The organism is Lysinibacillus parviboronicapiens, assembly GCF_003049575.1.
Lineage (GTDB): Bacteria > Bacillota > Bacilli > Bacillales_A > Planococcaceae > Lysinibacillus > Lysinibacillus parviboronicapiens.
The window spans coordinates 1-26,144 of the sequence record NZ_PYWI01000039.1 but is presented as its reverse complement, the minus strand read 5'-3'; the positions used below and the strand labels follow the sequence as shown (position 1 = coordinate 26,144).

Annotated in this window: 28 protein-coding genes and 3 pseudogenes; 27 read left to right on the top strand and 4 right to left on the bottom strand. The window is 32.7% G+C overall.

The genetic code is table 11. The annotated features are described in order from the left end of the window. The 17 genes and pseudogenes from C9J35_RS20850 to C9J35_RS24650 form a co-directional block, all read left to right on the top strand. Nucleotides 1-141, top strand: a pseudogene (locus C9J35_RS20850) (arsenical-resistance protein); the annotation flags it as partial. A gap of 12 nt (nt 142-153) precedes the next feature. Then, the gene (gene arsC / locus C9J35_RS20845) at nt 154-573 is read left to right on the top strand and encodes an arsenate reductase (thioredoxin) (protein ID WP_107926604.1); all 420 of its coding nucleotides are present in this window, start codon (nt 154-156) and stop codon (nt 571-573) included. Nucleotide 574: 1 nt separating this feature from the next. Further along, nucleotides 575-934 carry an arsenite efflux transporter metallochaperone ArsD gene (arsD, locus tag C9J35_RS20840; RefSeq protein WP_107926602.1) on the top strand — a complete coding sequence of 120 codons (360 nt, stop codon included), beginning with the start codon at nt 575-577 and terminating at the stop codon, nt 932-934. A gap of 1 nt (nt 935) precedes the next feature. After that, complete coding sequence (arsA, locus tag C9J35_RS20835; protein ID WP_054768667.1) at nt 936-2,705, top strand: arsenical pump-driving ATPase; 1,770 nt, start codon at nt 936-938, stop codon at nt 2,703-2,705. Continuing rightward, entirely contained in the window at nt 2,702-2,983 is a 282-nt protein-coding gene (locus C9J35_RS20830) for a hypothetical protein (RefSeq protein WP_054768668.1), read from the top strand. Before arsA ends, C9J35_RS20830 begins: the two co-directional genes overlap by 4 nt. 65 nt (nt 2,984-3,048) lie before the next feature. Further along, nucleotides 3,049-3,270: a hypothetical protein gene (locus tag C9J35_RS20825; protein WP_054768669.1), complete on the top strand. Its 222-nt coding sequence runs from the start codon at nt 3,049-3,051 to the stop codon at nt 3,268-3,270. A 108-nt stretch (nt 3,271-3,378) separates the two neighbouring features. Then, nucleotides 3,379-4,734, top strand: a complete 1,356-nt coding sequence (locus C9J35_RS20820) for an NAD(P)-binding domain-containing protein (protein WP_107926600.1) — start codon at nt 3,379-3,381, stop codon at nt 4,732-4,734. A gap of 275 nt (nt 4,735-5,009) precedes the next feature. Then, nucleotides 5,010-5,189, top strand: a complete 180-nt coding sequence (locus C9J35_RS24785; RefSeq protein ID WP_327324152.1) for a GNAT family N-acetyltransferase — start codon at nt 5,010-5,012, stop codon at nt 5,187-5,189. Between the two features lie 8 nt (nt 5,190-5,197). After that, nucleotides 5,198-5,491 carry a GNAT family N-acetyltransferase gene (locus C9J35_RS24780; RefSeq protein WP_327324160.1) on the top strand — a complete coding sequence of 98 codons (294 nt, stop codon included), beginning with the start codon at nt 5,198-5,200 and terminating at the stop codon, nt 5,489-5,491. 130 nt (nt 5,492-5,621) lie between these two features. Then, complete coding sequence (locus C9J35_RS20805; RefSeq protein WP_107926596.1) at nt 5,622-7,112, top strand: TnsD family Tn7-like transposition protein; 1,491 nt, start codon at nt 5,622-5,624, stop codon at nt 7,110-7,112. A gap of 713 nt (nt 7,113-7,825) precedes the next feature. Further along, on the top strand, nt 7,826-8,125 hold the full coding sequence (locus tag C9J35_RS20800) for a DUF2089 family protein (protein WP_054768670.1): 300 nt from the start codon (nt 7,826-7,828) through the stop codon (nt 8,123-8,125). Beyond that, the gene (locus tag C9J35_RS20795; protein ID WP_107926594.1) at nt 8,125-8,412 is read left to right on the top strand and encodes a hypothetical protein; all 288 of its coding nucleotides are present in this window, start codon (nt 8,125-8,127) and stop codon (nt 8,410-8,412) included. The genes C9J35_RS20800 and C9J35_RS20795 overlap by 1 nt, the downstream gene beginning before the upstream one ends. Nucleotides 8,413-8,860: 448 nt before the next feature. After that, nucleotides 8,861-9,856, top strand: a complete 996-nt coding sequence (locus C9J35_RS20790; RefSeq protein ID WP_054768671.1) for a phage exclusion protein Lit family protein — start codon at nt 8,861-8,863, stop codon at nt 9,854-9,856. Nucleotides 9,857-10,450: 594 nt separating this feature from the next. Continuing rightward, nucleotides 10,451-10,804: a hypothetical protein gene (locus tag C9J35_RS20785; RefSeq protein ID WP_054768672.1), complete on the top strand. Its 354-nt coding sequence runs from the start codon at nt 10,451-10,453 to the stop codon at nt 10,802-10,804. After that, complete coding sequence (locus C9J35_RS20780) at nt 10,771-11,133, top strand: hypothetical protein (RefSeq protein WP_107926592.1); 363 nt, start codon at nt 10,771-10,773, stop codon at nt 11,131-11,133. Before C9J35_RS20785 ends, C9J35_RS20780 begins: the two co-directional genes overlap by 34 nt. A 701-nt stretch (nt 11,134-11,834) precedes the next feature. Next, nucleotides 11,835-12,107, top strand: a complete 273-nt coding sequence (locus tag C9J35_RS24655; protein ID WP_268807948.1) for a DNA cytosine methyltransferase — start codon at nt 11,835-11,837, stop codon at nt 12,105-12,107. After that, nucleotides 12,056-12,442 (top strand): DNA cytosine methyltransferase, encoded by a 387-nt coding sequence (locus C9J35_RS24650; protein ID WP_327324158.1) that lies wholly within the window; start codon nt 12,056-12,058, stop codon nt 12,440-12,442. The genes C9J35_RS24655 and C9J35_RS24650 overlap by 52 nt, the downstream gene beginning before the upstream one ends. A 514-nt stretch (nt 12,443-12,956) precedes the next feature. On the opposite strand, the gene C9J35_RS20770 is transcribed toward C9J35_RS24650, so the two are convergent. Beyond that, the gene (locus C9J35_RS20770) at nt 12,957-13,268 is read right to left on the bottom strand and encodes a hypothetical protein (protein ID WP_107926590.1); all 312 of its coding nucleotides are present in this window, start codon (nt 13,266-13,268) and stop codon (nt 12,957-12,959) included. 907 nt (nt 13,269-14,175) lie between these two features. On the opposite strand from C9J35_RS20770, the gene C9J35_RS20765 reads away from it, so the two are divergent. The 7 genes and pseudogenes from C9J35_RS20765 (at nt 14,176) to xerA (ending at nt 20,535) form a co-directional block, all read left to right on the top strand. Then, nucleotides 14,176-14,832 carry a DUF2599 domain-containing protein gene (locus tag C9J35_RS20765; protein ID WP_107926588.1) on the top strand — a complete coding sequence of 219 codons (657 nt, stop codon included), beginning with the start codon at nt 14,176-14,178 and terminating at the stop codon, nt 14,830-14,832. A gap of 189 nt (nt 14,833-15,021) precedes the next feature. Then, the gene (locus C9J35_RS20760) at nt 15,022-15,477 is read left to right on the top strand and encodes a thioredoxin family protein (protein WP_054768676.1); all 456 of its coding nucleotides are present in this window, start codon (nt 15,022-15,024) and stop codon (nt 15,475-15,477) included. A 637-nt stretch (nt 15,478-16,114) separates the two neighbouring features. After that, complete coding sequence (locus C9J35_RS20755) at nt 16,115-16,954, top strand: MerR family transcriptional regulator (protein ID WP_107926586.1); 840 nt, start codon at nt 16,115-16,117, stop codon at nt 16,952-16,954. Between the two features lie 267 nt (nt 16,955-17,221). Continuing rightward, nucleotides 17,222-17,434, top strand: a complete 213-nt coding sequence (locus tag C9J35_RS24375; protein ID WP_054768677.1) for a hypothetical protein — start codon at nt 17,222-17,224, stop codon at nt 17,432-17,434. 40 nt (nt 17,435-17,474) lie between these two features. Next, on the top strand, nt 17,475-18,587 hold the full coding sequence (locus C9J35_RS20745; RefSeq protein WP_107926584.1) for a C45 family autoproteolytic acyltransferase/hydrolase: 1,113 nt from the start codon (nt 17,475-17,477) through the stop codon (nt 18,585-18,587). 414 nt (nt 18,588-19,001) lie between these two features. Beyond that, a pseudogene (locus C9J35_RS20740) lies at nt 19,002-19,583 on the top strand (helix-turn-helix domain-containing protein); the annotation flags it as partial. Between the two features lie 109 nt (nt 19,584-19,692). Beyond that, nucleotides 19,693-20,535, top strand: a complete 843-nt coding sequence (gene xerA / locus C9J35_RS20735) for a site-specific tyrosine recombinase/integron integrase (RefSeq protein WP_054768679.1) — start codon at nt 19,693-19,695, stop codon at nt 20,533-20,535. A 476-nt stretch (nt 20,536-21,011) separates the two neighbouring features. Here the strand turns inward: xerA and C9J35_RS20730 are convergent, their stop codons facing one another. Together C9J35_RS20730 and C9J35_RS20725 are read right to left on the bottom strand one after the other, a co-directional pair. Continuing rightward, a complete protein-coding gene (locus C9J35_RS20730; protein WP_167396030.1) occupies nt 21,012-22,112 on the bottom strand; it encodes a sensor histidine kinase in 1,101 nt (366 codons plus the stop codon). Next, entirely contained in the window at nt 22,103-22,828 is a 726-nt protein-coding gene (locus C9J35_RS20725; protein ID WP_107926582.1) for a response regulator transcription factor, read from the bottom strand. The genes C9J35_RS20730 and C9J35_RS20725 overlap by 10 nt, the downstream gene beginning before the upstream one ends. 159 nt (nt 22,829-22,987) lie before the next feature. Here C9J35_RS20725 and C9J35_RS20720 point away from each other — a divergent pair, with 159 nt between their 5' ends. Genes C9J35_RS20720 through C9J35_RS20710 form a run of 3 tightly spaced genes read left to right on the top strand, consistent with a single transcriptional unit; the run spans nt 22,988 to nt 25,490 of the window. Further along, nucleotides 22,988-23,911 carry an ABC transporter ATP-binding protein gene (locus C9J35_RS20720; RefSeq protein WP_107926580.1) on the top strand — a complete coding sequence of 308 codons (924 nt, stop codon included), beginning with the start codon at nt 22,988-22,990 and terminating at the stop codon, nt 23,909-23,911. Next, a complete protein-coding gene (locus C9J35_RS20715; protein ID WP_107926578.1) occupies nt 23,904-24,596 on the top strand; it encodes an ABC transporter permease in 693 nt (230 codons plus the stop codon). The genes C9J35_RS20720 and C9J35_RS20715 overlap by 8 nt, the downstream gene beginning before the upstream one ends. Before the next feature lie 21 nt (nt 24,597-24,617). Further along, nucleotides 24,618-25,490, top strand: a complete 873-nt coding sequence (locus C9J35_RS20710) for a DUF4097 family beta strand repeat-containing protein (RefSeq protein WP_167396029.1) — start codon at nt 24,618-24,620, stop codon at nt 25,488-25,490. Between the two features lie 530 nt (nt 25,491-26,020). On the opposite strand, the pseudogene C9J35_RS20705 reads toward C9J35_RS20710, so the two are convergent. Next, nucleotides 26,021-26,144: pseudogene (locus C9J35_RS20705) on the bottom strand (IS110 family transposase); the annotation flags it as partial.

The following is a 26,144-nucleotide window of genomic DNA, read 5'->3' as shown; positions in this document are numbered from 1 at the left end:
GCAGTTGGTGTATTTGGCCTTCATAGTGGCGTAGCATTCGCCGCTGTTATCGGTCCTCTTGTAGAAGTACCCGTACTCATAGGACTTGTGTGGGTTGCCTTACGTTGGCAGAAAAAATACTTTAAAATCATTAAATTATAAGGAGCAATACTTATGACAAATACACTTTATTTCTTGTGTACAGGGAACTCATGCCGTAGTCAAATGGCTGAAGGATGGGCTAGAAAATTATTGCCTGCTAATTGGATTGTACAAAGTGCTGGGATTGAGGCACATGGAGTAAATCCAAATGCTATTAAAGCGATGGCGGAGGTAGAGGTTGATATTTCAAATCATACATCAGATTTAATTGAATTTGAGACATTAAACAATGCAACATTAGTCGTTACGTTATGCGGGGATGCCGCTGATAAATGTCCGATGACGCCACCTCATATTCGTCGTGAACATTGGGGATTTGAAGATCCAGCGAAAGCGTCCGGTTCAGAAGAAGAAAAGTGGGCAGTTTTCCAAAACGTTCGTGATGCTATAGGAAAACGTATTGAAAAATTTGTAGCCGAGGAGCTGAAGTAAATTGAAAAAAATTCATATCTATGAGCCAGCAATGTGCTGTTCTACAGGCTTATGTGGACCTTCTATAGACCCAGAATTATTGCGTATGTCATTTATAATGAATAATTTAAAGAAAACCAACTTTGAAGCTGAACGATTTAATCTGACTGACGAACCAAATACTTTTGTAGAAAACGAAACAATCAATCAACTTTTAATGGCAGAAGGAATGGATGCCTTACCTGCAACGTTTGTGGATGGAGAATTGCTTTGTAAAGGGCAATATCCAACAAATGAGCAATTTTCACAGTGGTCAGGGCTTTCAGAAAAAGAACTATTACAAAAGCCGAAAGTACGTTTGTCACTAAAAGGAGATGCCTAAAATGGAACGCTTTACAAGAAGTCAATTCCCTAACACCCCGTTCCTGTTTTTTACGGGGAAGGGAGGCGTAGGAAAAACATCTGTTGCATGTAGCCTATCAATAGCCATTGCAAGTGAGGGGAAAAAGGTACTTTTAATTAGTACAGATCCCGCATCCAACTTACAAGATATTTTTGGTCAAACGCTTTCTAATAGTCCAACAAAGATTGAAGGCATAGACAATTTATTTGCGATAAATTTAGACCCTGAACAAGCAGCACAACATTACAAAGAGCAAATGGTAGGTCCGTACCGTGGGAAACTCCCTGATGTAGTACTACAAAATATGGAGGAACAGCTTTCTGGAGCATGTACAGTAGAAATTGCTGCTTTTAATGAATTCGCAACACTATTGACTGATACTTCAGTGATTGGAAATTTTGACACTGTCGTGTTTGATACAGCACCAACAGGACATACGTTACGCTTATTACAACTACCTTCTGCATGGTCTACGTTTCTAGATGAAAACACGACTGGCACTTCATGTTTAGGACCTTTAAAAGGGCTAGAACCACAACGAGAAGTCTATAAAGAGGCTGTTGATCGTTTAAAAGATGCTAACCAAACAACGTTAATGTTAGTGACACGCCCTGAAGAAAATCCTTTAAAAGAAGCAGCACGTGCCTCTCACGAGTTATTTGAAATTGGTATTCAAAATCAGACTTTATTAATTAATGGATATATGCGTAATGTCAATTCTACTGATCATATTGAAGAGGCTTTCATTGCGCGTCAATCGGATGCATTAGCCAGAATTCCAGAAGAACTAAATCGATTTGAACATTTCTACTTACCGTTTGTACCGTACTCATTATCAAGTATTCCGCGTATGCAAGCATGGATGACCAATCAAGAAATTACACATACAAATGAATCAAGCGAAGGAACTAAGATTTCTGAAGTGGAAGAAATGATTGCTGATTATTTAGAACGTAAACCGAAACTGATTTTTACGATGGGTAAAGGCGGGGTTGGTAAAACAACGGTTGCTTCTTATATTGCCTTACGATTAGCGGAAGAGGGTACTCCTGTACATTTAACTACAACAGATCCTGCTGCGCATTTAAATTGGACATTCGGTGACGAACAAGTCAAAAATTTAACGATAAGTCGAATAGATCCGAAAGTAGAAGTTGCAAACTATGAAGCTGAAGTCCTTGCACAGGCAAGTAAAACGATGAACGAAGAAGGTTTAGCATTTGTGAAAGAGGATTTGGCTTCTCCTTGTACAGAGGAAATAGCTGTATTCCGAGCATTTGCTAACGTTGTAGAAAATCATCAAGATGAAGTCATTATTATTGATACTGCACCAACAGGGCATACGTTGCTGTTATTAGATGCAACAGAAGCTTATCATCGGGAAATAAGCCGTTCACAAGGGGATATTCCTCTAGCTGTTTCTAACCTGTTACCAAGGTTGCGTGATGCCTCTTATACGAGTGTTGCCATTGTAACTCTTCCTGAAGCAACACCTGTTTATGAAGCTTCGCGCTTACAAGAAGATTTACAGCGTGCTGGATTATCAGTTGATTGGTGGGTAGTCAACCAGACATTTTCATCTATCTACACAACAAGTCCAACATTAATTCAAAAACAACAAGCTGAAACGAAATGGCTAGTCGAAGTTAAATCCATCAGCAATAATCAATTCGTGGCCATTCCATGGGTAAAAACGCCACCGGTTGGAACACAAGGCTTACATGAATTAAAAGGAGAGAAAATCAAATGAAAATGAGTCCAGAAGGTAAAAATTATTTAGAACAGGTATTAGCTGATTCAGAGGTTAAAACGCTTCGTTTCTTTGGTATTGCAGGCTGCTGTGGTGTTAATTTAGGTGTAGGCTTAGAAGCACCAGCAGCAGAAGATGCAATTCAAACAATTGAAGGTATCGAAGTCGCAATTCATCCTGATATTGCACCACAATTAACAGATGTTACGATCCATGCAGAAGAAGAGAATGGTGAACTCGGGTTAGTACTGGTAGGATACTCTCCGACATCTTGCTAACGAGTGATCCTAAATATACTGTCTGTCTTAGCAATTATTCAATCCGTTGAATGGAGGATACAATAATGACAGTAAATCATGCTAGCGCATTAACTAAAGAATACTTTATCGCTTACTTAAAGTTAATTATGAATAGTAGAGAGTATACAATAAAACAGGCTAAAGAATATACTTTTGATTTCTTCTTTAAAGGGGATATGAAGCGCTACGGCCCTTCTACATGGTTACAATTCGAAAAAGCTATAAAAGAAATTGATAAAACAATGTGTGATATGGAAGTATGTTAATTACATTCACAAAACTTAAATACATTACGTCTAGCTTACTGCTAGACGTAAAAAATACATTTTATATAAGTGAATGCTTATATAAAGAATAAAAGAGGAGAAGTTAATATGAAAACACTAAAAGTAATCAAACAAACTGATTCTTGTTGTACTACTGCTAAGGACATTGAAACACAGGAGACTGTCAGCAATTCAAATAAGAATTTACCGATTGTCATTATTGGTGCAGGTCCAATCGGGTTAGCTGCTGCTGCTCATTTAGTAGAGCAAAACCAGACATTTATTTTACTTGAAGCTGGCAATGAAATAGCACACAATATTCGTACTTGGGGGCATGTCACATTATTTTCCCCATGGCGTTATAACATCAATAAAGCTGCTAAATCATTATTAGAGGGGTCTGATTGGGTAGAACCTAACTTAGAAACAATACCTACAGGGCATGAGTTAATTGATCTTTATTTAAAACCTTTGTCAGAGTTAATACAAATAAAATCAAGTATCCGATTGAACTCAAAAGTAGTAGGTATTTCACGACAATTAAATGATAAAATGAAATCAAAAAATCGATTAAATCAGTCCTTTAATATTTATGTTGAAAAAGAGGATGACATCGATATTATTGAGGCAAAAGCAGTTATTGATGCAGCAGGAACATGGGGGAACCCAAACCCAGCAAATTCTACAGGTGTTTGGCTGAAAAATGAGAAAGCATTAGCAGATCACATTGAGTATGGTATTCCAGATATAAATACGAATCCTAAGAGATATGCAAATAAGAAGATTGCTGTTATTGGTGGTGGCCATTCAGCTATCAATACCTTATTAGCTCTGGCTGAATTACAAAAAGAAAATCCTTCAACAAAGCTCGTGTGGATTATGCGTAAAAGATCTGTAGAAGAAGCCTATGGTGGCGAAGAAAAAGATGCATTGGCAGCACGTGGAGCGCTCGGTAAACGCATTCATGAATTAGTAGATACAGGTAAGGTTGAGGTAGTAACACCTTTCTATATTTCGCAGGTTAAAAAAGAAGAAAACATTAATATTGTTGGCACTTTAAAAGGAGAACAGAAAGTATTAACTGGATTCGATGAACTTATTGTTAATGCAGGAAATCGTCCTGATTTTACAATGAACAGTGAATTGCGTCTATCCATTGATACAGCAACAGAAAGTGTGCAAGCATTAGCACCACTAATTGACCCTAATGAGCATAGTTGCGGAACAGTAAGAGCGCATGGAGAAGAAATACTACGACAACCAGAAAAGGACTTCTATATTGTCGGTGCAAAAAGTTATGGACGCGCACCAACATTTTTAATGGCAACAGGCTATGAACAAATCCGTTCAATAACAGCTTATTTATCTGGCGATGAAGAAGCATCGAAACGTGTGGAATTGGAATTGCCAGAAACAGGCGTATGTAGTATTAATCTTGTTAATCAATCAAATACATGTTGTTAATTGGAATGGGGGATATGTTTGTTTGATCAGCTATTTATAGTGGGAATATATTTATTAATTATTTTAATGCTTTCATATTTTACACTTGAATATCTGAAAAATAAAATTAGTAAGCAACATTTTTTAATATGGTTAATTTTTGTTTTTTTAACTGGACCTATAGCATTTATCATATATGTTATTTGGGATAAGAAAAAAGAAGTATAATTAAGGTTTATTTAATTGACTGTTAGCGAAAGCTAGCAGTCCTTTTGAACATAGTAAGGGGGAATTGAATGAACACATTATTTATTCGTAAGATGGAACGAAAAGATTTAGCAGAGGTATTAAAGATCTATAAAGAAGGAATCGAAACTGGAATGGCCACTTTTGAAACAAATGTACCAAGTGAACGAGTATGGGATGAAGCACATCATGCAATTTTACGCTTTGTAGCAGAAGTGACAATAGAGTAGTTGGTTGGATTTCAATTTCACCTGTATCTGAGCGAGAGGTTTATAGTGGAGTTGGCGAAGTAAGTATATATATATCGAATGATAGTAAAGGAAAAGGGATTGCATCAAAGTTGTTTGGCAAGTTATTTGAGGAGAGTGAAAATGTAGGTTTTTGGACGCTCCAATCATCTATTTTTGCAATCAATACCTCAAGTATTCAATTACATAAAAAGATGGGCTTTAGAGAAGTTGGTATGAGAGAAAAAATAGCTCAGTTACATGGGAAATGGCATGATACAATTTTAATGGAAAAAAGAAGTTAGCAAATTAAATTTTAGTGGAATGTAGATTAGAGCAATATTTCAAGAATTATCTTCTAAAACATTTATATTTATACATCTCAATAGTACGAGTGAGATAGTTTAGCAAAAAATATTACTAGAGGTTAAAAACATGATCGTATATTTCCCAGAACCATATGAAAATGAATTGTATTATAGTTTGTTAGCACGATATCACTCTTACAGTACCGATATAGCTGCTTCAAGTACCTTAAGAGAACTTTCAGGAACGACTAAGCGTATTAATTTTGACGTACCAATGGGAATAGACAATTTAATATCTAAAATAAAAAAATTTTCAAATCTTTATTCAAAAGATTACTTTATCCAATATCATACGATAATTCCCATTATAAAACCTTTCCGAAAGTTAGAATGGATTGAGAACTTAAAAAAGAGTGATTTTAAGGGACAAAAAAGTAACTTGTTCGGAAACACAGAAAAGGATGTAAAATCAAAGGAACATTTATACTATTGTTCCGAATGTTTAAAAGAACAATTGGAAGAGTATGGTGAGGGGTATTGGAATAGAGTTCATCAAATGCCAGGTATATATGTCTGTACGTATCATCGTAAAGCTTTAAGTGAACATTTTATTAATATACGGAATAATAAAGAAATTAATTTTTACTTGCCGAAAATAGAAGAAAGTTACAAAATGCAAAAAAATTATAATGAATATGTTTTAACCTCGTTATTAAATTTAGCAGAGGATGTAGAATACTTATTAGAAAAAAATTTTGATGCTTTTCCTGAAGAGTACTATTACGAAAAATATGTAACTCTAATGGAAATCAAAGGAATAGCTTATCCTGTTTTACAAAGAGAAAATAGATTAAAAAGTTTAATGACGAGTTATTATCCACCTGAGTTTCTAGAAATATTGAATTCTGATTTGAATAACTCTTCTTGGCTACCTAAATTTACTAGTAATAAAATTGTTAACAATTTGCATCCAATAAGGCATTTATTATTAATGCGGCTTTTATCGGGATCTGCTCGAGACTTTTATGAAAATGAATACTTGTACAAGCCTTTCGGAACTGGTCCCTGGATATGTATGAATCCTTTAGCAGACCATTATCTAAAGAAGGTTGTAAAAAAAGTAGATGTAAGTGTGCATGGATTAAATAGAACTATTCAGGGTGATATGAAGTGCAGTTGCGGATTCATTTACCGAGTACGTGCATGGGAACAATCACCCTTAGACATTAAGTATTTTAACAATAGAATAATGCAGAAAGGTCATATATGGGAACAAAAATTTAATGACTTAATTGAACATAAACTAACAATAACAGAAATTTCCAATATCATAAAAATGTCGAGACCAACGGTTAGTAAGATTTTAAGAGATCGAAAAAAGCTCACTAAAACCGATTTAAAGGAAGAAGAGAAAAATAAAAAGGTAAATAAAAAAACTAGTGAGTATAAGGAAATCTGGCTAGATTTACGAGCGAAACATCCAAAATATTATCGAAATGAATTAAATAATACAAATAGGGCAGTATATACGTGGCTTAGAAAGTATGATAATGAATGGTTAGAAGCAAACTCACCAAAAATTAAAAAAAGGAATTATGTTAGAAAGATTATTCTATAGAAGAAGATTATGACTTATTAAATAAAACAAAGAAAATCATTTCTAACTGGTTAGATTTCGAAAAAGGTAGAAATAAGTTATTAAGAAAAACAAAAACCAAATTACTTACCAAGTTAGGTTTATGGGGTGACTTTGGTTATTTTAAAGAAAAATACCCATTAACTTCAACTTATATAGAATCAATCGAAGAGTCTACTAATGAATTTAGAAAGCGAAAAGTTAGAAATGTTCTCGATGTAAAATTTAAAGACGAGGAAGTTTCATTTTTTAAGTTAGCAGATGCTGCACATCTTAGAAATTATATTAGAGTGGGGGGGAAAGGAGGAGTAGAAGAAATAAAACAGTACATACAAAAATTGGTTGATGAACATAACATATAGTTACCTCCTTTACTAAGATTATTATGACAATAAATTTGATATTCAATTCAAACCAATAATTACGGGTGTAGCGATGATTTTGTCCGGCATGGATAGCTAACGGGTGATTCAGTTGAGGAACGCACCAAAAAAAATTTTTTAAATTTTAAAAAAGCAATAGTTGAGTTGATAAAGAAAGAGTCCATTTGAGGAATTTAATTCAAATGAACTCTTTTTGTTTTATAAATAATTAAACAAAACCAACATATTATTTTTAATAAAGTTAAAAAATATTTTACATTATTTATATTTATGTTAAGCTTATATTAACAAAAATAAATGGAGGGCATAACCGTGGATATTAACAATATTCCAAACTGGATTTTAGTCTTGGAAAATGAGGATTTAGAGTTTGTTAAAAACTTAGTACTTCATTCAGGTTCTTTAAAAGAGATTGCAAAGGTTTATGAGGTATCGTATCCAACAGTAAGACTTAAACTTGATAGATTAATCAATAAAATAAAAATGAATGATGCCGTAGAAAACGAGGGATTTATTAAATTTATCAAGAGCCTGTCGATTGATGATCGCATAAGTGTAGAAGATGCAAAATTGATTATTGAAAAATATAAACAAGAAAGAGATGAGAAGTAATGTCATTTGGTATTTACGGGGTTTTTATAATTGCTGGTATTTTAGCTGTTCAATTCTTCTTTTCAACTAGGAACAATATCTATTGGGGAGCAATCTTACCAGTAGCATATACTGTATTTTTGACATGGCTGTTTATAACGAATCATATTGAAAGTAATATGGGCTTTATCCTTTATCTATTATTAGGGATACTTTTCCTATGTGCAGAATGGAATGGAGGTAGAAAGTATCTACACGAGAAAAGAAAAAAGGAACTGGATAAAATGAAAACCCACGATATGAAATAGAGAAAATGGGAAGTTGTTAATTATTCGCATAAATCGTACTAATATTTAATAGGTAGAGTCAAAATGAAATTTCTTAATTTAGGCTATAAGAGTTTTTGTGAAGTAATAATGCAGTTTATTTCACTAACAGGGGCTTTACTTGAAGATTGTTGAGCTGCTTAGACAGCTCTTTTTTTCTTATTGTGCTAACGGGGCAGTTTAGTTGAAGAAGCGTATCCTTCAAATCATCATTATCAGTTAATTTTAAGGTGCAAATGAAAACTGCGATATAAAAAAATTTTAAATTAGAGGTGTAGATATGGGCGTGAAATTAAAAAAGTTATAAAATAATTGAAATCTCAAAGGATGAAATCGGAAGGTATCTCAAATTGTAATTTCAACTTCCAGATGCTTTTTATTAAGCAACAAGAGGGATAAAAATATAAACTAATAGATAGGAAGATAGAAATTGGTAAATAACATTGATATTATTATTAATAATCATCTACCCGAATGGGAACAAATTATCAAAGAACATAATTTAGACATTGAAATTAGAATAAACAATGCTTTAGAGTTTAACGCCAGTGCGAAGTACATGAAGTCAGAAAAAAAATCTATTATTTCCATCAATAAAGGTGTATTCATAAAAATATACGATTTTTATCATTCCGTTTTAACAGAGAAGAATCCTAGATTCGTTCAAATGGCTAAATATCCAGTAGAATATGTAGAAGATTGTGTATATGACGAAAATGAGGCAAAGACATTAGCTGATTTTTATGTGTACTTATCATTGAAATTTGTTTTTTTACATGAGTTAGGACACATCATGAGCGGTCACTCAGCATATCTACAATCCGTTAATTCAAAACATGACGAATTTAGCTTAAATATGAATTTGAATGAAGGAGAGATTGTTAACGGTATAACTGCTCAACAGTACCAAATGTTGGAAATTGATGCCGACTCTTTTGCAGCAACGAATATGCTTAGTGCATTGTTAAACTGCTACACTATGGATAAAACATATATAGACCGCTTTAAGTCAGTAATTCCAACAACACATCATTTACCTTTATTATCGATAACTTCTAATATTATTTCAATGTCACTTCAAGGAATAGGTGCAAAGAGACAACAAAAAGATCTGTCAAAAGCAAAATATATCCCTATGAGAATGCGCCTAAATGAAATACTACGTGTTTATATCAAAGTCTATAATACTTATTATGGTCAACAGATTACACTTGAAGAAATATTGAAATTAGTAAAACCATTTGAAATATTGATTAATCAATATTTAGTAGAAACTGGATACTTCGATGAAAGTATCTTATCTGAAGAAAATAACTTAGGGGAATTAAGCGAAGAGATACATTCTCATACCAAACACTTATATAATGATATTTGGCCAAAATTAAGAAGTGAATTAATTTATTTTGCATGTATTCAGCTTGCTTAATAGTTTTAATATAGCTTTTAAGATAAAGTAATCTAGTTCGATTAAAATTATCTCACTTCTATAGACTTCATAGAGGTGAGATGATTTGTTTATTGGATATTTATGTTAATATTACTAAGAAGATTGTGAAAAATGTACTTTAACTAAAAGAGCGTTCTGACCAATTAATACTATTCTCCCATGAAAGAACGTAATAATCTTTCATTTTCTGTGGTGTAGTGTTGATTGTACGCGACATGGATGGCTAACGGGGCAGTTTAGTAGAACAAGAAAGGCTATTGAATGACGTTTCTTTTTGTATCGGAATTGGATGGAAATTATACAACTTTAAAGAGCCTTACTACAATAAAATGTAGCAAGGCTCTCATATTTTAATATCAAAATTAAATAACTTTATTATCATTAACTATGCCTTCTTTTATTTTCATAGTGTTAAATAGTTGTGGATTTATTTATATTAAGATCAGTATTAGGATTATTGGTAATTCGTAGAACGCGATGCTTTTTAATTTTATACATATCATTTAAATGTATTTGTTAGAAGTGGGGCATCGTTACATACCAAAGCAAACATTAAATGTGAGGTGATAGTTGTTGGAGAAATATGATGGATTAGTATGGTCAGATTATTTTTATCTTGAAGAGTCGAAGGACTTAGAGTATCTTTATTTTTCACATAGCGACCTTTCACAATTTGTAATAATAGAGGAAGAAATGAAGGACCTTAATGACTATTGTGTGTTATGTCTATCATCAGTAAAAGACAAACTAAATAATTTAGATCAAGAACTCAGAGATTTCAAAGCAGGAAAAAGTAATGTTAAAGTGCCGGAGGAATTTAGAGAGTTTTATGATCCCCAGGATGTCGTAATGGGACTTGAGGAATTCGAAATTCCCAAATGGGATTACATACAATGTTCAATGTCCAAATCAACTGTGTTATTTTGATATTCTCTTTTCTTGAAAAAAGCCTTAAGTCATTATGTTTAGCATATAAAGACAACCAAGTTGAGTTGAGAATACCTAAGAGAGAGAAAATTGGTGCATACATAAAATATTTGAGAGACGAATGCAATATTAACTTTACAATTGAATTCGAAATTTTAGATTTAATCAAGAGATACAAAAAAATTCGCAATGCTTTTGCTCATGGAGACTGGGATTATGTTGATAAATATACATATGATTTTAGTTTGTCTGAATTATTTGCAACAATATCCGAAATCTTCTCTACTATTGAAAAAGCTTGTGAAGGTAAAAGTAATGTTGGTACATGAAATTTAGAAAAATGAAGAAATATTAAGACAAAACAGAAGAACCTATTTTGATCAAAATGAGTTCTTTTTGTTTACAGCAAACTCAATGTTATGTATTGCCATATCATTCCTGTACTCCAACTGCTACTAAAATTGAATTTAGTAATGTACATTTTAATAATGTGTGTAACATTATAAACAAGTTATGATGAAATAAAACATCATTTACAATTACTTGTCTTTAATGTTACAGAGTAACCTTAAATACGATTTTTTATTTTCAGTGGTGTAGTATAAATAGTCTGAAAAAATTTATTTAAGCGCTCCAATATTCCTCAGTTTACAACTTTATTATTTATAATTGGTTTTAAGTAAAGGGAATTATTGTATTTTTAGTTTATAACATTATTATTACTTTATTAATCATTTAGTTCATAAATGTGCTTTTATTCAAGAATCAGTTCACAACTTTATTAACTTTTCACACTATGTGTAGTTTTGAAATAAAGTTGCGATGTTTATAAAAAAGATGCGATGTTTAAAATAAAGTCGCGACGATTGTAAAAAAGTTGCGATGAAATATCCCTTTAGATTAATTTAATTAGTGAGTGTAACCCAGATATAGTGTCAATGGAAAATGTACCCCATTTAATTAAGGAAAAGGTATTTGATGATTTTGTTACAAATTTAAAGAAAATGGATATTTTGTAGATTGGAAAGTAGTGTATTGCCCTGATTATGGTATACCGCAAAATCGTAAACGCTTATTACTTCTTGCCTCAAAATTAGGTGAAATTTCACTAATTAAAGAGACACATAGTCCAGAGAATTATTTAACAGTCAGGGATGCTATAGGGGATCTTCCAAAAATAGAAGCTGGTGAAATTTCAACAGCGGATCAATTACATCGTTCAAGTAAACTATCTCCTATAAATAAAAAAGAATTAAGCAGTCAAGACCTGGTGGTACTTGGAGGGATTGGGATCCAGAATTAATTACAGAATGCCACAGAAAAAATACTGGAACGACCTATCTGTCTGTATATGGAAGAATGGAGCGGGACAAACCTAGTCCAACAATAACTACTCAGTTTTATGGATATGGAAATGGAAGATTTGGTCACCCTGAACAGGACAGGGCTTTATCGTTAAGAGAAGGTGCTGTTTTACAAACTTTCCCATCGGATTATCAATTTATTGAGCCAGGGAAAGATGTTGTGACAAGAATATTTGGAACACAAATTGGAAATGCAGTTCCAGTTAAATTGGGAGAGGTTATAGGTTTAAGCATTTTAAGACACTTAGAAAAGAAAAAATATCTTAATAAATAAAAACTTTCGGTTTACAAAGAAAGAATCCTCTTTGAGAAAACGATGGACTCTTTCTATATGTTGTATCTTATAAAAGATCACGATAGCTTTTAATCAAACTTTTTATAAAAACTAAATCTATATCATAATAAAACCCACTTATTTTGATCAAACTTTGTTCAAAACGAGTGGGTCTCTTTTTGGTATGAAATCAATGTCCACAGCATGTTTTTGATCAACCTTTATTCCAAAGCAACAAAGAGAAAAGGACAGACTCTCTAAGGGGAGAAGTCCGTCCAAAATCAAAAAGAATTCTTCCATCAACTGTTTGGATTAGTTGCTTAAGACCAGGGGTCACTAAAAATCGGTCGCTTTTTTATATTTTCTTCAAGTGTTTACACCAAAACCATCAGCCTTATTTCTAATTTCCAGTAATATTCTACTGGTCTTGAAGATTTAATTGCTTTGTTATCAGTAACCTTGCAATTAAATAAGCAGAGAAAGTTCTACTACTCCCCCATAAGAGCTACAGCTATCATTTAATTTTTTTGTTATATACGATTGCAGTAATTACATTAAGTACAATAGTCACTACAGCAAGTAAGAAAGAAAGGCGAACTACAGCTTTAGAAGTGTCCATAAGGGCCGCCCAATCCTCTATCTTGATTAAATAATCGTTATATAAAATTTGAAAACATAGCGAGATTACACAAGCACTAATACTTGCAATCGAAAACAAGATCCATTTTTTGTTATTATCTTTATTATGCATTGCTAGACTCGCAATAGGCAATATCCATGCAATCAAACCCAGCACAAGGCTTCCTATATTCAACCAACCATACATTATAATGTCCCCTTTCTAAATCTAATTCATATGCTCTCTGTTTTTAAAAGAACAATTAGCCCATCTTTCTCCATTTTGGATAAAGTGGTATAAACCGAAAAGCAAATAGTATATAAAAACCAGTTTTTGTCATTGGAATATAAAATCTCCGTCTCTTTTGTCCTTCAAACACCACCTTTGACATAGCATATTTCGATACAAATGATTATAGCAAAGTATGATATATATTTGTCAAAACCTAATTTTAGTCTTGTTCTTTAGAGATAAGCGAAAACAATGGCATTTATGATGGCTCAATTTCAGTTGTATAATAAAATAATATCGCTATTTATTTCCAAAAACCATCATTTTTAGAAATAAAATGGAAATCAACCCTAATACCTATTGGAATTGTAAAAATTAACCACTAAACTAAAACATACAGGGCTGTTGCTTAGCTGTTTTACTATTGGGTACGCCCTAGTAAAAATGAATGGAGTGATACCATGGACAAGAAAATTTTTCTGCTTTCAAAGAAGTTTGTAGGAACAATTTCCGACACTGGCACTTATTCTCGCAGTGTACTTCATCGAGGCCACATGCTTCTTCTGCTTGCACCATCCTGATAGGAAGAAGGAGTTGCTGTGAGCAGTTGACCTACACATCTAGAAAATAGTTCGAATATATGGTGGCTAATCACCATGCTTATAACGTCGGTGATTATTTCTGCTTCTGCAACCGAGCCAAAGTATACTTAAAAGCACTTTGATTTGGATGTGGTAGGACTAGTAGTACATAAAAACTTACATCGACAAGTTGTACAAACTATCTTATTGACTTCCACTATATTAAAGAAAGCTTTAAAACATTTCTTATGCAATTGAACTAAAAATGCTATGTTAGTCGAATTAGAGAGGAGAAAACTATAATGAAAAATAAAATGAAACTGGTTTCCCTTGGTGCAATAACTACCCTAATGTTTATGGGCAATTTTGCTCCAGCATCCGCAGCAACTCCAACAACAAATGAATCAACAAATGAATTAACAAATGAATTAACAAATAAATTAACAAATGAATTTGAGTATTTAAGGGACGCGATCGAAACAATTGACGCTGTACCTTCTGAGGAAAGAAGTCAATACCTCGAAGATAACCGTGAATGGATTGATGAAATTGGAGTGAGACTGGAAGATTATTTAGAAACCATTCCAGAAGAGCAGCAAAATGATATAGTTAAGAGTCTTTTAAGCGATAACTTTTTGATAAATACCTTATCTCTTAGCGGAAATCTTGGTGAATACTTTGATGACGTATGGTTTCATAAACGTGATGGTTGGGACACATATTCAATGGAACCAAAGTGGTCCGTCAGACTTTGGAAGTCAACAATGGAGGCTGCTTGGGCTGAATTAGGAAAAAATTATAGTGGTATCCGCAACGACAACGGAAGTTTATGGAACCAATATAAATGCCATTGGAATTATGATGCAGGAGGTCTATTAGCGGGAAGCTGGGATTTAGAGGTGGGTAGACCGATTGTATCTGAATTCGAAATGATTAAGACACGCTGCAATCCGAAATGATTAGGACAAGCTGCAATCCGGTGTAACTACACAATCTAATTAGTGAACCCATAAAGTTTTGACACGTTTATTAAGCAGCAGCCTTTGGGCATGAGTTCGGTATTGTACCGGACTCATGCCTTTTAGCTTAAAAATATTCAGATTTTACAAAATAGTTCTAATCTATTTTGTTTTAGGAGAAATGTTATTATGAAGAAAATGTTAGGGATATTTATTGTTATTATGTGTGTATTTATTGCTTTTATTATTTTGGAAAAGAAAATTAATACTGAACAAAATGTTAATCAAAAGATTAATGAAAATCAAGAGATTAATGAAAATTCTCTTACTTTAGATGAATTAGTTGGTTTAGTAAATAATGGGCAAGATATATTAGTATATTTCTACCAACCAAATTGTATTTATTGTCAGCAAGCAAAGCCTATTATTAGTTCTTTAGTTAATGAGATGGATATAGATTTGAAGGTTTTTAATTTACAAAAATATAAGAATGGCTGGGGAGAGTTTAATGTTGAAGGAACTCCTACGTTAATACATTTTAAAGGTAAGGAAGAGATTTCTAGACTGGATTATTTGGGTTCAGAGGTAGAGTATAGGGAATGGTTTGAACACGAATTAATAAGTAAGCAACAGGGAATGAAGTAAAATCATTTAAATTAGACACAGTAATTTCGTTAGGCGTTAGGAATGAGTTCGATATGTTACTGTAGATTTGAAATAAAGTCACGATATTTATAAAAAAGATGCGAAGTTTAAAATAAAGTCGAAAAGATTTGATTAAAAATCCTGTGTTGATATGCAGGGTTTTTTTTTTTTGTTCAACAAACGGGCCAGATTGTGGAATAACGAATTTAAATAATTTGAGGGAATTATGTTAAAATAGGGGTCATTGTGTTCAACCAATTAATACCTACATAAGAAGGAGTAAGATAATGCGTTCTACGAAATTAATGTTATTTGGTATCTCAATAATGATAATCTCATTATTTATTCAAAATGAAGAAGGAATTAGATTTTATGGTAACGAGATATTTATATTAGCTTTTGGTTTTATCTTGACACTAATTGGATTCTTTATTAAAGGGAAAAGTAATAACAGTTAAAGTATATATCCTAAAACGAGAATTAAATAATGAACTTCCACAATCGGGCGCTTTTCTGGAATAAGGAAAGTGCTTTTTCCACTAAAGGGCCATTTTGCGGAATAAGGATTGATAGTGTTAGACCTGTTTGTAATAATTTATTTATAAACACTAAGTGAAATATTTGAAAGGATAGTATTATGTATACGATAGGAAAATTATCTAAAATATGTGATTTACCCATAAAAACATTGCGGTATTATGATGATATTGGTTTACTAAAACCCTCATACATAGACTCTGAAACTAATTATCGCTATTATGACTATGACAAAATTGAAGCTATTAAAATAATACTGCTTTTAAAAAGTTTGCATATTCCATTAGCCGATATTAAGCAAATTATTGAGAGTGCGGATCATGTACAGTGGAATAGCATAATCGAACAAAAAATTTCTGAACTTGCAAAGCAAAAACAACAAATCACTAAAAAAATAGAAGAAATGGAACAATTGAAAATAAAAATAGCAGCCGGCGTTCCAATGATTCAGGGTCCGATTTTGTCTGATTGTTATTTTGAAAATCGGGAGGATACATTGGTATATACTCTCCGTAAAAAAGTTCAGTTAAAATTTATAGATATACTTGTGAAAAATTTATTCGACCAAGTTTATGCTTATAATCTTAAGGTTAATGGAAAACTCATGGCTATTTTCCATGATAGAGATTTGAAGGATAATGAGGTGGATGTTGAAGTGCTTATACCAGTAAAAAATTCGAATGATATAGATGGCTGCAAAATATTAGTCAATGGAAAATACGCCTGCATTACTGTTAAAGGACCTTACACAGACTTGGCCGCAGGATATGAAGTGCTGAAAATGTGGATTGCTCAAAAGAATCTGACTCAAAATGGAGATATGATGGAGGTATATGAAAAGGGACTTATTCCTGCCAATTTGGATTTGAGGAATTTACGGCCAAATTTAAGTAGACATCCATCAGACTTTCTTACCAAAATATGTGTGCCTGTTATCTAGAATTGTTTTTAAAAATTTTTAATAAAATCCGGGTAAACTCTCCATCTACTGGAGGGTTTATTATTTTTATATAGAGAGATTTTGTTAACAAAGGAGGAAATGAATATGTATCATCCGAGATTAAAAGGGGACCCATACCGAAAAATAATTATATTCATTGCACGAACCATCATGTAGGTGTATCTGTTTCAGAAAGCTGGAATTGGAGCAAATCAAAAGATCGTTTTGAAACATTAGATATACGTCTTAAAGAAAACGTCATTTAAAATGACTCTTTCCATTGCACAATCAATTATGTCAGAAATCAAGGGACATGTTTGTTTAAATTTAAAAGAACATAATTTTGGTACGCTCTTCTCTGTTGTAGCAAACTTAAATACATTAGATATAAACAGAGCTGAGGGACAACCAAACAGAGCAAAATATGTAACAGATAGACGATTGATAGATGCCGTTTTAAAAGAGACACCTCATGTATAACCAAGATATTAATCATTAATTTAGACTGGAGATGACAAATATGAAGGATTTAATTCAAGCTTATTTTTCTTTTCTTGAAGGCAACAGCTACGAGATTGGTAAAAGGCAAGGAGAGGAAATAAAAAAGATTCCTAATGCAATGAATGTAATTTTATCATCTGAATCAATAGGTGAAACAAAGTTTAAGGATACGAAAAAACTAATTGACCAATACTGTCCTGGTTTAAACGAAGAGCTACAAGGATTTGCAGATTCATTAAATGTAAATCCGAGTTATCTAAACTTTTTTGATGAAACTTTGCTACAACCAGGTGGATGTAGTTTGGGTGCTATTTTACCGTCTAAAACAAATAATAGTAAAACCTATGTCCTTAGAAACTACGACTTATCACCAGCAATATCTGATATGAGACTCTGTACAACAAAAGTAAAGGGTAAATACAGTCATACCGGATTCTCCGTTTCTTACTTTGGTCGAAGTGAAGGCTTAAATGAAAAGGGATTCTGTGTAGCTTTTGCCTCTTGCGGTATGCCAGTTGGAAAACATCTAGGAATGAAAAAGCCTAGCATAAAAGGACTACAGTTTATGGTAATAGTCAGAGCTTTACTTGAAAATTGTAAAGACGTTGAGGAAGGAATTTCTTATTTAGAAGATATGCCTATTGGAACAAATATGAATTTGCTTCTGGCAGATGCAAATGGTAACGCAGCTTTAATAGAAACTTATGATGGGGAAAGAGCTGTAGAAAGAGTCAATAACAAATCAGAATTCATTATTGCAACTAACCATGCGCTTTTTCCCAATATTTCAAGAAAAGAGAATGGAATGTTGGAACAGTCCAGAGTACGTTATGACTTAATGGAAAACAATTTAAAAAGCAATGATTTTATTTCGAAGAACCACCTACGAAGTTTAACATTAAAAGAGTATCCTGAGGGATTAACTGTGCACAATTATAAACAAAATTTTGGAACCGTTCATTCTATATTGTTTGATTTAGATGCCAAACAACTAGAGTTCTCCTTTGGTTCTCCTATACACAACAAGTTATGTAAGTTAACAGTTGGAGAAGCCTTACCTTACTTTGATTTAAATGTTTTTATTGAGAATACTGATTATGGGCCAAATTTTTGGAGGATTATTGGTGAATAATAATAGGGTTTAGAAAGAATAAAGATGAGAATGAAAAATTATGGTGGAGAATTAAACAACTTTATTGTTATTCGTTTTTCATGAAAAAAATAGTTCCTGCTAAAATTAAACAACTATTATTTTAAACCGTTCAGTTTTTCGAACTGTTTTATGCGTATTTGCGGCTTCAAAATTAAACAACTTTATTGTTACGTAACAATTTTTGTAGTTTTATAAAAAAGATTGATCATTTATAACAAAGTTCGATTATTTAAAAAGATTGATTAAAGATCCTGTGTTGATATGCAGGATCTTTTCTTATTCCACAATAGGGCCATATTGTTGCAGATATAAAAAGAGGTTGATATTACATCAACCTCTTTTTAATGATTTTTAGGATGCAGCGATTACTTCGCAAGATATATCAAAAAACGAATGAAGAACCTTGATATCCTATATTTAAAGGAGATGCCTTTGTTGTATAACCATGAAATTATAATTAAGAAAATTATTTTGTATGTGGAAGAAAACCTACATGAACCACTTACTTTGGGAAATATTGCAGCACAATCAAATTTTTCAAAGTATCACTTTCATCGAATATTCCAATTCACGGTTGGCATGACGGTAACTGAATATATTCGGTTAAGAAGATTGGCTAATGCTTCTTCCGCATTGCTTTACACAAGTGAACGCATTCTTGATATCGCTTTATATTATCAGTTTGAATCACAAGAATCATTTACAAGAGCATTTAAAGAGATTTATAAGCTACCACCTGGCAAATATCGCAGAATGATATCAGACGTGATTAAAATTAAGGAGGAAACAAATATGGATACAAGGGTGAAAGGTTGGTTTTTAAGTGGATCAAATCCATTTAATTACGAAATGGGAATTGATCATGAAGTTGTTCATCAGGGGAAAGCATCAGGTTATTTAAAATCCAAAACAGTGTTAGATTCAACTGAATTCGCTACCATGATGCAAACATTTAAGGCTAATCAGTTTGTTGGAAATATCAATATTTTTTTAGTTTGTTGAATATCCTTGTATGAAAAAATCTTTCATTGAACATAATAGAATTTAGAATTAATAGATTTATAGGTAGGAGAGTGAAAGACACATGTTATTATCCGAAGCGTGGAAAAAGTATCAACAGGATAAGAAAATCGAGGGATATTCATCACTTACATTAAAAACATACTGTTTTCAATACAATCTATTATTACGATTTTTTGGTGATATTGATATGAACGAATTTAATACAGATAGATTAAAAGAATATTTAATACGATCAGGAGACCACTTAAAACCTTCTAGCTTAGGACATAGGGTTCGTTGTGTTAAATCACTCTTTAGATGGTCACATGAAGAAGGTTATATTCTGAAAAATCCTGCAGCTAAATTAAAAGAGCCGAAATTAGGTAAAAGGATTCCTAAGTTTCTCTCAGAATTAGAGATAGAACATCTAAGGGAAGCTTGTCAAACAACGATGGAGAAAGCACTATTTGAGTTTATGTATTCAACCGGCTGCCGTATTGGTGAAGTTGTAAAATTAAATCGAGAAGATATCGATTTTCAATCGAATTCAGTAATTGTACAAGGGAAAGGTGATAAAGAAAGGGAAGTGTACTTTAATACCCGCTGTTCCATTTGGTTAAAAAGGTATTTAGATGAACGAGAGGATAAGGAACCTTGTTTGTTTATTACGGACAGAAGACCGAAAAGGCGAATGAGCATTGATAATTTAAGATATATTATCAAGCGCATCTCAAATCGGGCTGGTATAAAAAAAAGCATACATCCGCATCAATTACGACACAGCTATGCAACGCATATGATTAATAACGGTGCGCCAATTGATGTCATTCAAAGTTTACTGGGTTATGAAAAGAGTGAGACTACAAAGATATACGCTCAGCTAAGCGGAAAGCTAAGGCAGGATTTTTACAGTAAATACTTCTAATTTAAACTTTAATTCAATTAAGACACTCATGTAGAAATGGGTGTTTTTTTATTGTAGGTACAGTTTAGTGGAGGAAGAAGGTTATGATAGGGGCATTGAGAGTGAAGTGTTTAATTATAGGTATAGCAGTAATTTGGTTGATTTTATTAGCAATGTGGTTTTTAACTTCAGCGTCACCAAGTTAGATTGTTATTGGATTATTAAATTAATGGTGCGTTAGTTGAATAACGAGCTGGTTGTTCTTTTGAGGAGCGAAAAATCCCAATTTCTCAATTTTAATACTGAGAAATTGGGGTTTTTTCTTTTGATGTCTCCTTAACGTTGTAAATTCGCGTTTTATTGGTGGTAACTCTAGTAGAAAACTATAGAATCTTCTCTAGTAATATCCCTAATTCTTATGTCATGATATTAGGCGGAGAAAGCATTTCGTTCTAAGGAACGATATTAGTAGCATAGTGTCCTCAAGTGTAAAGGTGTCAATATATCTTTTTAGGCAGTGTAATCATAAACGTTGTTCCTTTAGAAGGTTCACTCTGTATGGAGATAGTGCCTTTATGAGCTTGAACAAGGTTATGAACAATTGCCATACCTAGTCCAGTACCTTCAGAAGAAGAATCTGTTGTCGTTCCACGATAATATTGCTGGAATATATTTTCTAACATGTGTGGAGACATACCTATTCCGTTATCAACAATGTGGATATCTACATGTTCATTGTTATCGAAAATCTGTGTATAAATATTTGTGTTAGCTGGATTGTGAATAATAGAATTCATAAGAATGTTTTGCAATATTCTTTGCATGAATTTAGTATCAAATTCAGTGTTTATGACAGGTGTATCTGTTTTAAAATGCAATTTATAGTCTTTGCCTTGTGGATTATTACTAATAGTAGCTACAACTCTTTTGGTGAATTCCACAATATCCTGTTTTGATTTGTGCAATGGTAACTGACCATCTGTACTATTAAGCTGAATAACGAGACTTAGATCTTGTATAAGCTCCTCCATATGCTTACCTTTATCTGCAATTTCTTGAATAAAGGAACGGGCTTCTTCCTTGGACCATTCGTATTGATCGTTTAATAATAGAGTAGAGTAGCCTGTAATATACGTTAATGGTGTTTTTAAATCATGTGAAATACCAGCAATCCATTCTTGTTTTGCTTGTTCAACTTTTTCGCGTTCTGTTTCAGCAGCCTTCAATTTTTCTGATAAAGATTGTAGGTATTGAAGTACTTCTTGATATAACATATAACGCATACGGAGCTTTCCCTTGCGGGCATAGATTTTTGAAAGTCCAGCAGGCTGTGTATAGTTTTCCTGTGATAGCTGATGAATCCAAGACATGATAAATCCAAGAGGACCTCCAAAATACCATCCAAATACAGCTATACAAACAATGGTACTAAACCCAAAAATCCATACTACGATTAAATTCTCATACTCTTCACTAACAGATTTTTTAATGAGTGGAAGAATACACTCGAGTCCGATAACAATACAAATACCACTCAAAAGCATCCACAGAATAATCCCCAGTGCAAGATGTAACGTAAATCGAGTGTTTATTCGCATAGTGAATCCTCTTTTGGTGGTATAAATTTATATCCAATTCCCCTTAAATTTACGATGATTTTTGGTTTACGCGTATCATCCCCAAGCTTTTTCCTTAGCTTTGAAATATGAATCGTTACGGTTTTCTCCTCGCCATACACATCATTTCCCCACACGAATTCATAGAGCTGTGAAGTTGTAAAAATGCGATTTGGATTTTTACAAAAGAAATGTAGTAGCTCTAGCTCCTTAGCTGTACAGTCGACGAGCTGATTGTTAACGATTAATGTAGCAGATTCAGGATTAAGGGAAAAGTAACTGAAATCAAATTTTGAACTCTGCTGTTGGTGAGAACTCTCATACATTTTTTGACGTCGAAGGATGACCTTTATTCGAGCAACGACTTCTAAAGGATTAAAAGGCTTTGTAATATAATCATCTCCACCAATACCTAATCCCGTTAATTTGTCAAAATCTGTAGAGCGAGCACTGACAAAAATAATGGGTGTATTTGTATGCTTACGTATTTCTGAGCAAAGTTCAAAGCCACTTATATCTGGTAGCATTATATCGAGCAAAATAATATCGTAATGATTTTCTTTTACAAGCTGTAGTGTATCCTTGCCTGTTGAGGCCGCATCAATATTTATAAAGTTTTCTTTACGCAACGTAATTTCTAATAATTTTAAAATACCAATCTCATCATCTACGATTAGGATTTTTTCTGTAGATTCCATTTTTATCCCTCATTTCAATCTTTATCATAACAGCTTCTAATCTTCATATCCTTAATCTCTAGAAAAAATTACTGTCATTTTCCATCGAGTTTACTTTGTTTTTACTTTCGTGTATTAAGCTTAATGTAACGAATTCAAAATGGTGAGGAGTAAACAAACATGGAAACCGTTATTCAAATACATCAATTAAGTAAGAGCTTTAAAGGAGTCGAAACCGTCTCGAAGGTCAATATGAACGTTAAGAAGGGTGAGATTTATGGGTTTTTGGGTCCGAATGGGGCTGGGAAAACGACGATTATGAAGATGATTTTAAATTTAGTAAAACCAACGTCAGGTGAAATTAAAATATTGAATCAACCTATTTCTACTACTTCATATCAATACTTGAGCAAAATAGGCAGTATTATCGAGTACCCAGAATTTTACGAAAGGCTGACAGCAAAAGAAAATTTAGAGCTTCACTGCGATTATATTGGGGTTTATGAAAAAGGAGCAGTTGAGGAGGCACTTGATATAGTAGGTCTCAAGGGTGTTGAACATAAAAAAATACATGAATTTTCGCTAGGGATGAAGCAAAGATTAGGCATTGCACGGGCAATTGTTACAAAACCAGAGATTCTGATTCTTGATGAGCCGATTAATGGTCTTGATCCTATAGGCATTAAAGATATACGTGAGCTTTTAATACTTTTAAAAGAAGAGCACGGGATCACTATTTTAATATCAAGTCATATCGTGTCAGAAGTGGAATCAATAGCAGATACTATTGGCATCCTTCATCATGGGGAATTATTGAAAGAGGTAAGAATGGAGGATATTCGAAAAGAGAATATGGAGTATCTAGAGATTAAAATAGACGATGTAAAAAAAACGATTCATGTGTTAGAGAACAAGCTAGGTATCCGAAAATATGAAATTGTTAATCAGCATTGTATTCGAATTTTTGAACATGATATTTCTCAATCTCAAATTAATAAAGAACTTATTTTAAATAACATTGCTGTCAATGGCATTGAAAAACAGCAACAACATTTAGAAGGGTATTTCTTAAACCTTATTAATGGAGGGAATCAATTTGCTTAAACTATTAAGACTTGAATGGAAAAAGAATCGTATGGCTAGCTATTTTAAAGGCTTAATCATTTGTATTGTTGGGATTTTAGTAGCAGTTGTACTTATGGCCGTTGGTTCTGGAGATGAACAGATGTTTCAGGATTATACAGATTTTATGTCTTTAACAAATATTTTAATTCGAATTGTTTTTATCATTTTTTCGAGTGTGATTTTATCTCGCTTAGTCATAGATGAATACAAAAATAAGACGGTTCAATTATTATTTACGTATCCGTTAAAAAGGAAAAAAGTTATGCTTGCTAAGCTATCTCTAGTCTTCGGATTCTGTTTCTTTAGCATTATAATTGCGACTTTAACGATTAATATCGCTGTTTATTTCTTAAATCCAATGATGAGCTTGTTTGAAACACCTGTTAAGATACAGGGGATGATAGCTACAATACCGTCCACTTTTATCAATACTTTTATGATGGCTGGGGTAAGCTTAATTCCTTTGTACTTTGGCATGCGAAAAAAATCAACAGCTTCGACAATTACATCAGCTGTGTTAATTGGATTTCTTATTAATGCAACCGTCGGGGATACATCTGCCAGTTTATTTCAATTTATCATTGTCCCAATAATAATGTGTCTACTAGGGCTTATGATCGGCTATCTGTCCTATTATAAAGTCGACAAAGTAGATTTAACCTAAAACGAGAAATGAGGATGTAAAGTGAAAAAAGCGATCATGGCTTTGATATTCGTTATTGCGATAGGAGGAATTATCTTCACCCTTAAAATAAATGGTGAAAAGAGCATCAATGAAGAACAGTCCTTTGATGTTAAGCAAATTGAAGAACTAGAAATAAACATAGAGTCTTGGAATATAGCATTAGAAAATACAGAATCTGAAAAACTAACAATTGAATTTGAAGGTAAGCAACAAAAAAAGCAGCAAAACAATCCTGTTGAAATTAAAAAAGACGGAAATAAAGTAAAGGTACTTCAACAAGACGCTGAAGAAGGAGTTATGAAAAACTTTAGTTTTGGAAAAAAAGATACTATTCATATTTCTATTCCAAAAAATGCAGTGAAGAAGATTGTATTAAAAAACAGCTATGGTGATGTCAAAATTAACAACATTGAAACAAAAGAAATTTCTATTTCTACGGATTCTGGCAATAAAACTATTAAAGGACTATCGGCAAATGAAGGTATAGTCACAACAAAAGATGGTGAGTTGGTTATTGTAGACAGTTCTTTAAATGAACTAATGATAAAATCTACAAATGGTGATAGCTATATGACTAGAGTCAACAGTCCGAAAACGAAAATTACTTCGACTAGCGGTGAAGTATTTATGAAAGAAATCATCGAAGGAAAAGCACTATTTGTAGAAACTGCTTCAGGAGATATTACAATAGCATATAAAGAAACACCCAAATCATTAGAGCTTACAGCGAACAGTGAATCATCCGACATAAGCGTAAATTTAGAAGGTTATCAGAAAGAAAAACATACAGATAAATTAAAAAAAGGAAAGATTGGAGAAGCCTCAAACAAATTAGAATTAATTAGCAAAGGAGGTGTAATAACTGTAAAATAAAAACTTACAATCTGTGTGGTTAATAAATAATGTTAAGACGAGAACTTGAACAACAGGGACCACATTTATCTACTGGGATTGATATTTGTGAGAGCCATTCTATCTGTCGTTATATAAAAAAACAATTGCAATTGCTGAATTAAGAAGTTGAAAAAAATCAATAAAAGGACGGTCAGGCATTTGAATTCAAATAATATAAAGTTAACAAATCGCATGTTAAGAATAATAAAGAATGCGGAAAAAGAAGCTTCCCCTTCACAGCATTAATTGTTTGAAATAAGGGACTTTCCTAATTTGTTTTGTAGGCTTCATAATTTTAACTTATTCCTTATGATACCGAAATTGAAGTTTATTTTGTTATAGACACAGATAGAATTTACAGACCCTCTTATTAAACTAAACCAGCTAATAGAATGTCAAGAAAAACATTTTTAATCGAAAAACACTTCATGTTATACTAAAAATGCGCAAGACAAATAACCCTCCTCGTTCAGTGTGGAAGGTTTTTGTTTTATTTGAAAATGCTGTTACTAAATAGTTTCTTGGAATGGTGTTTTCGTTTTTAAAATCGCATAAATCCAGTGTAAAAGCTTATTAGCACAAGCAATAATGGCTACTTTATATGGCTTTCCTTCCTCACGTTTTAAATCGTAG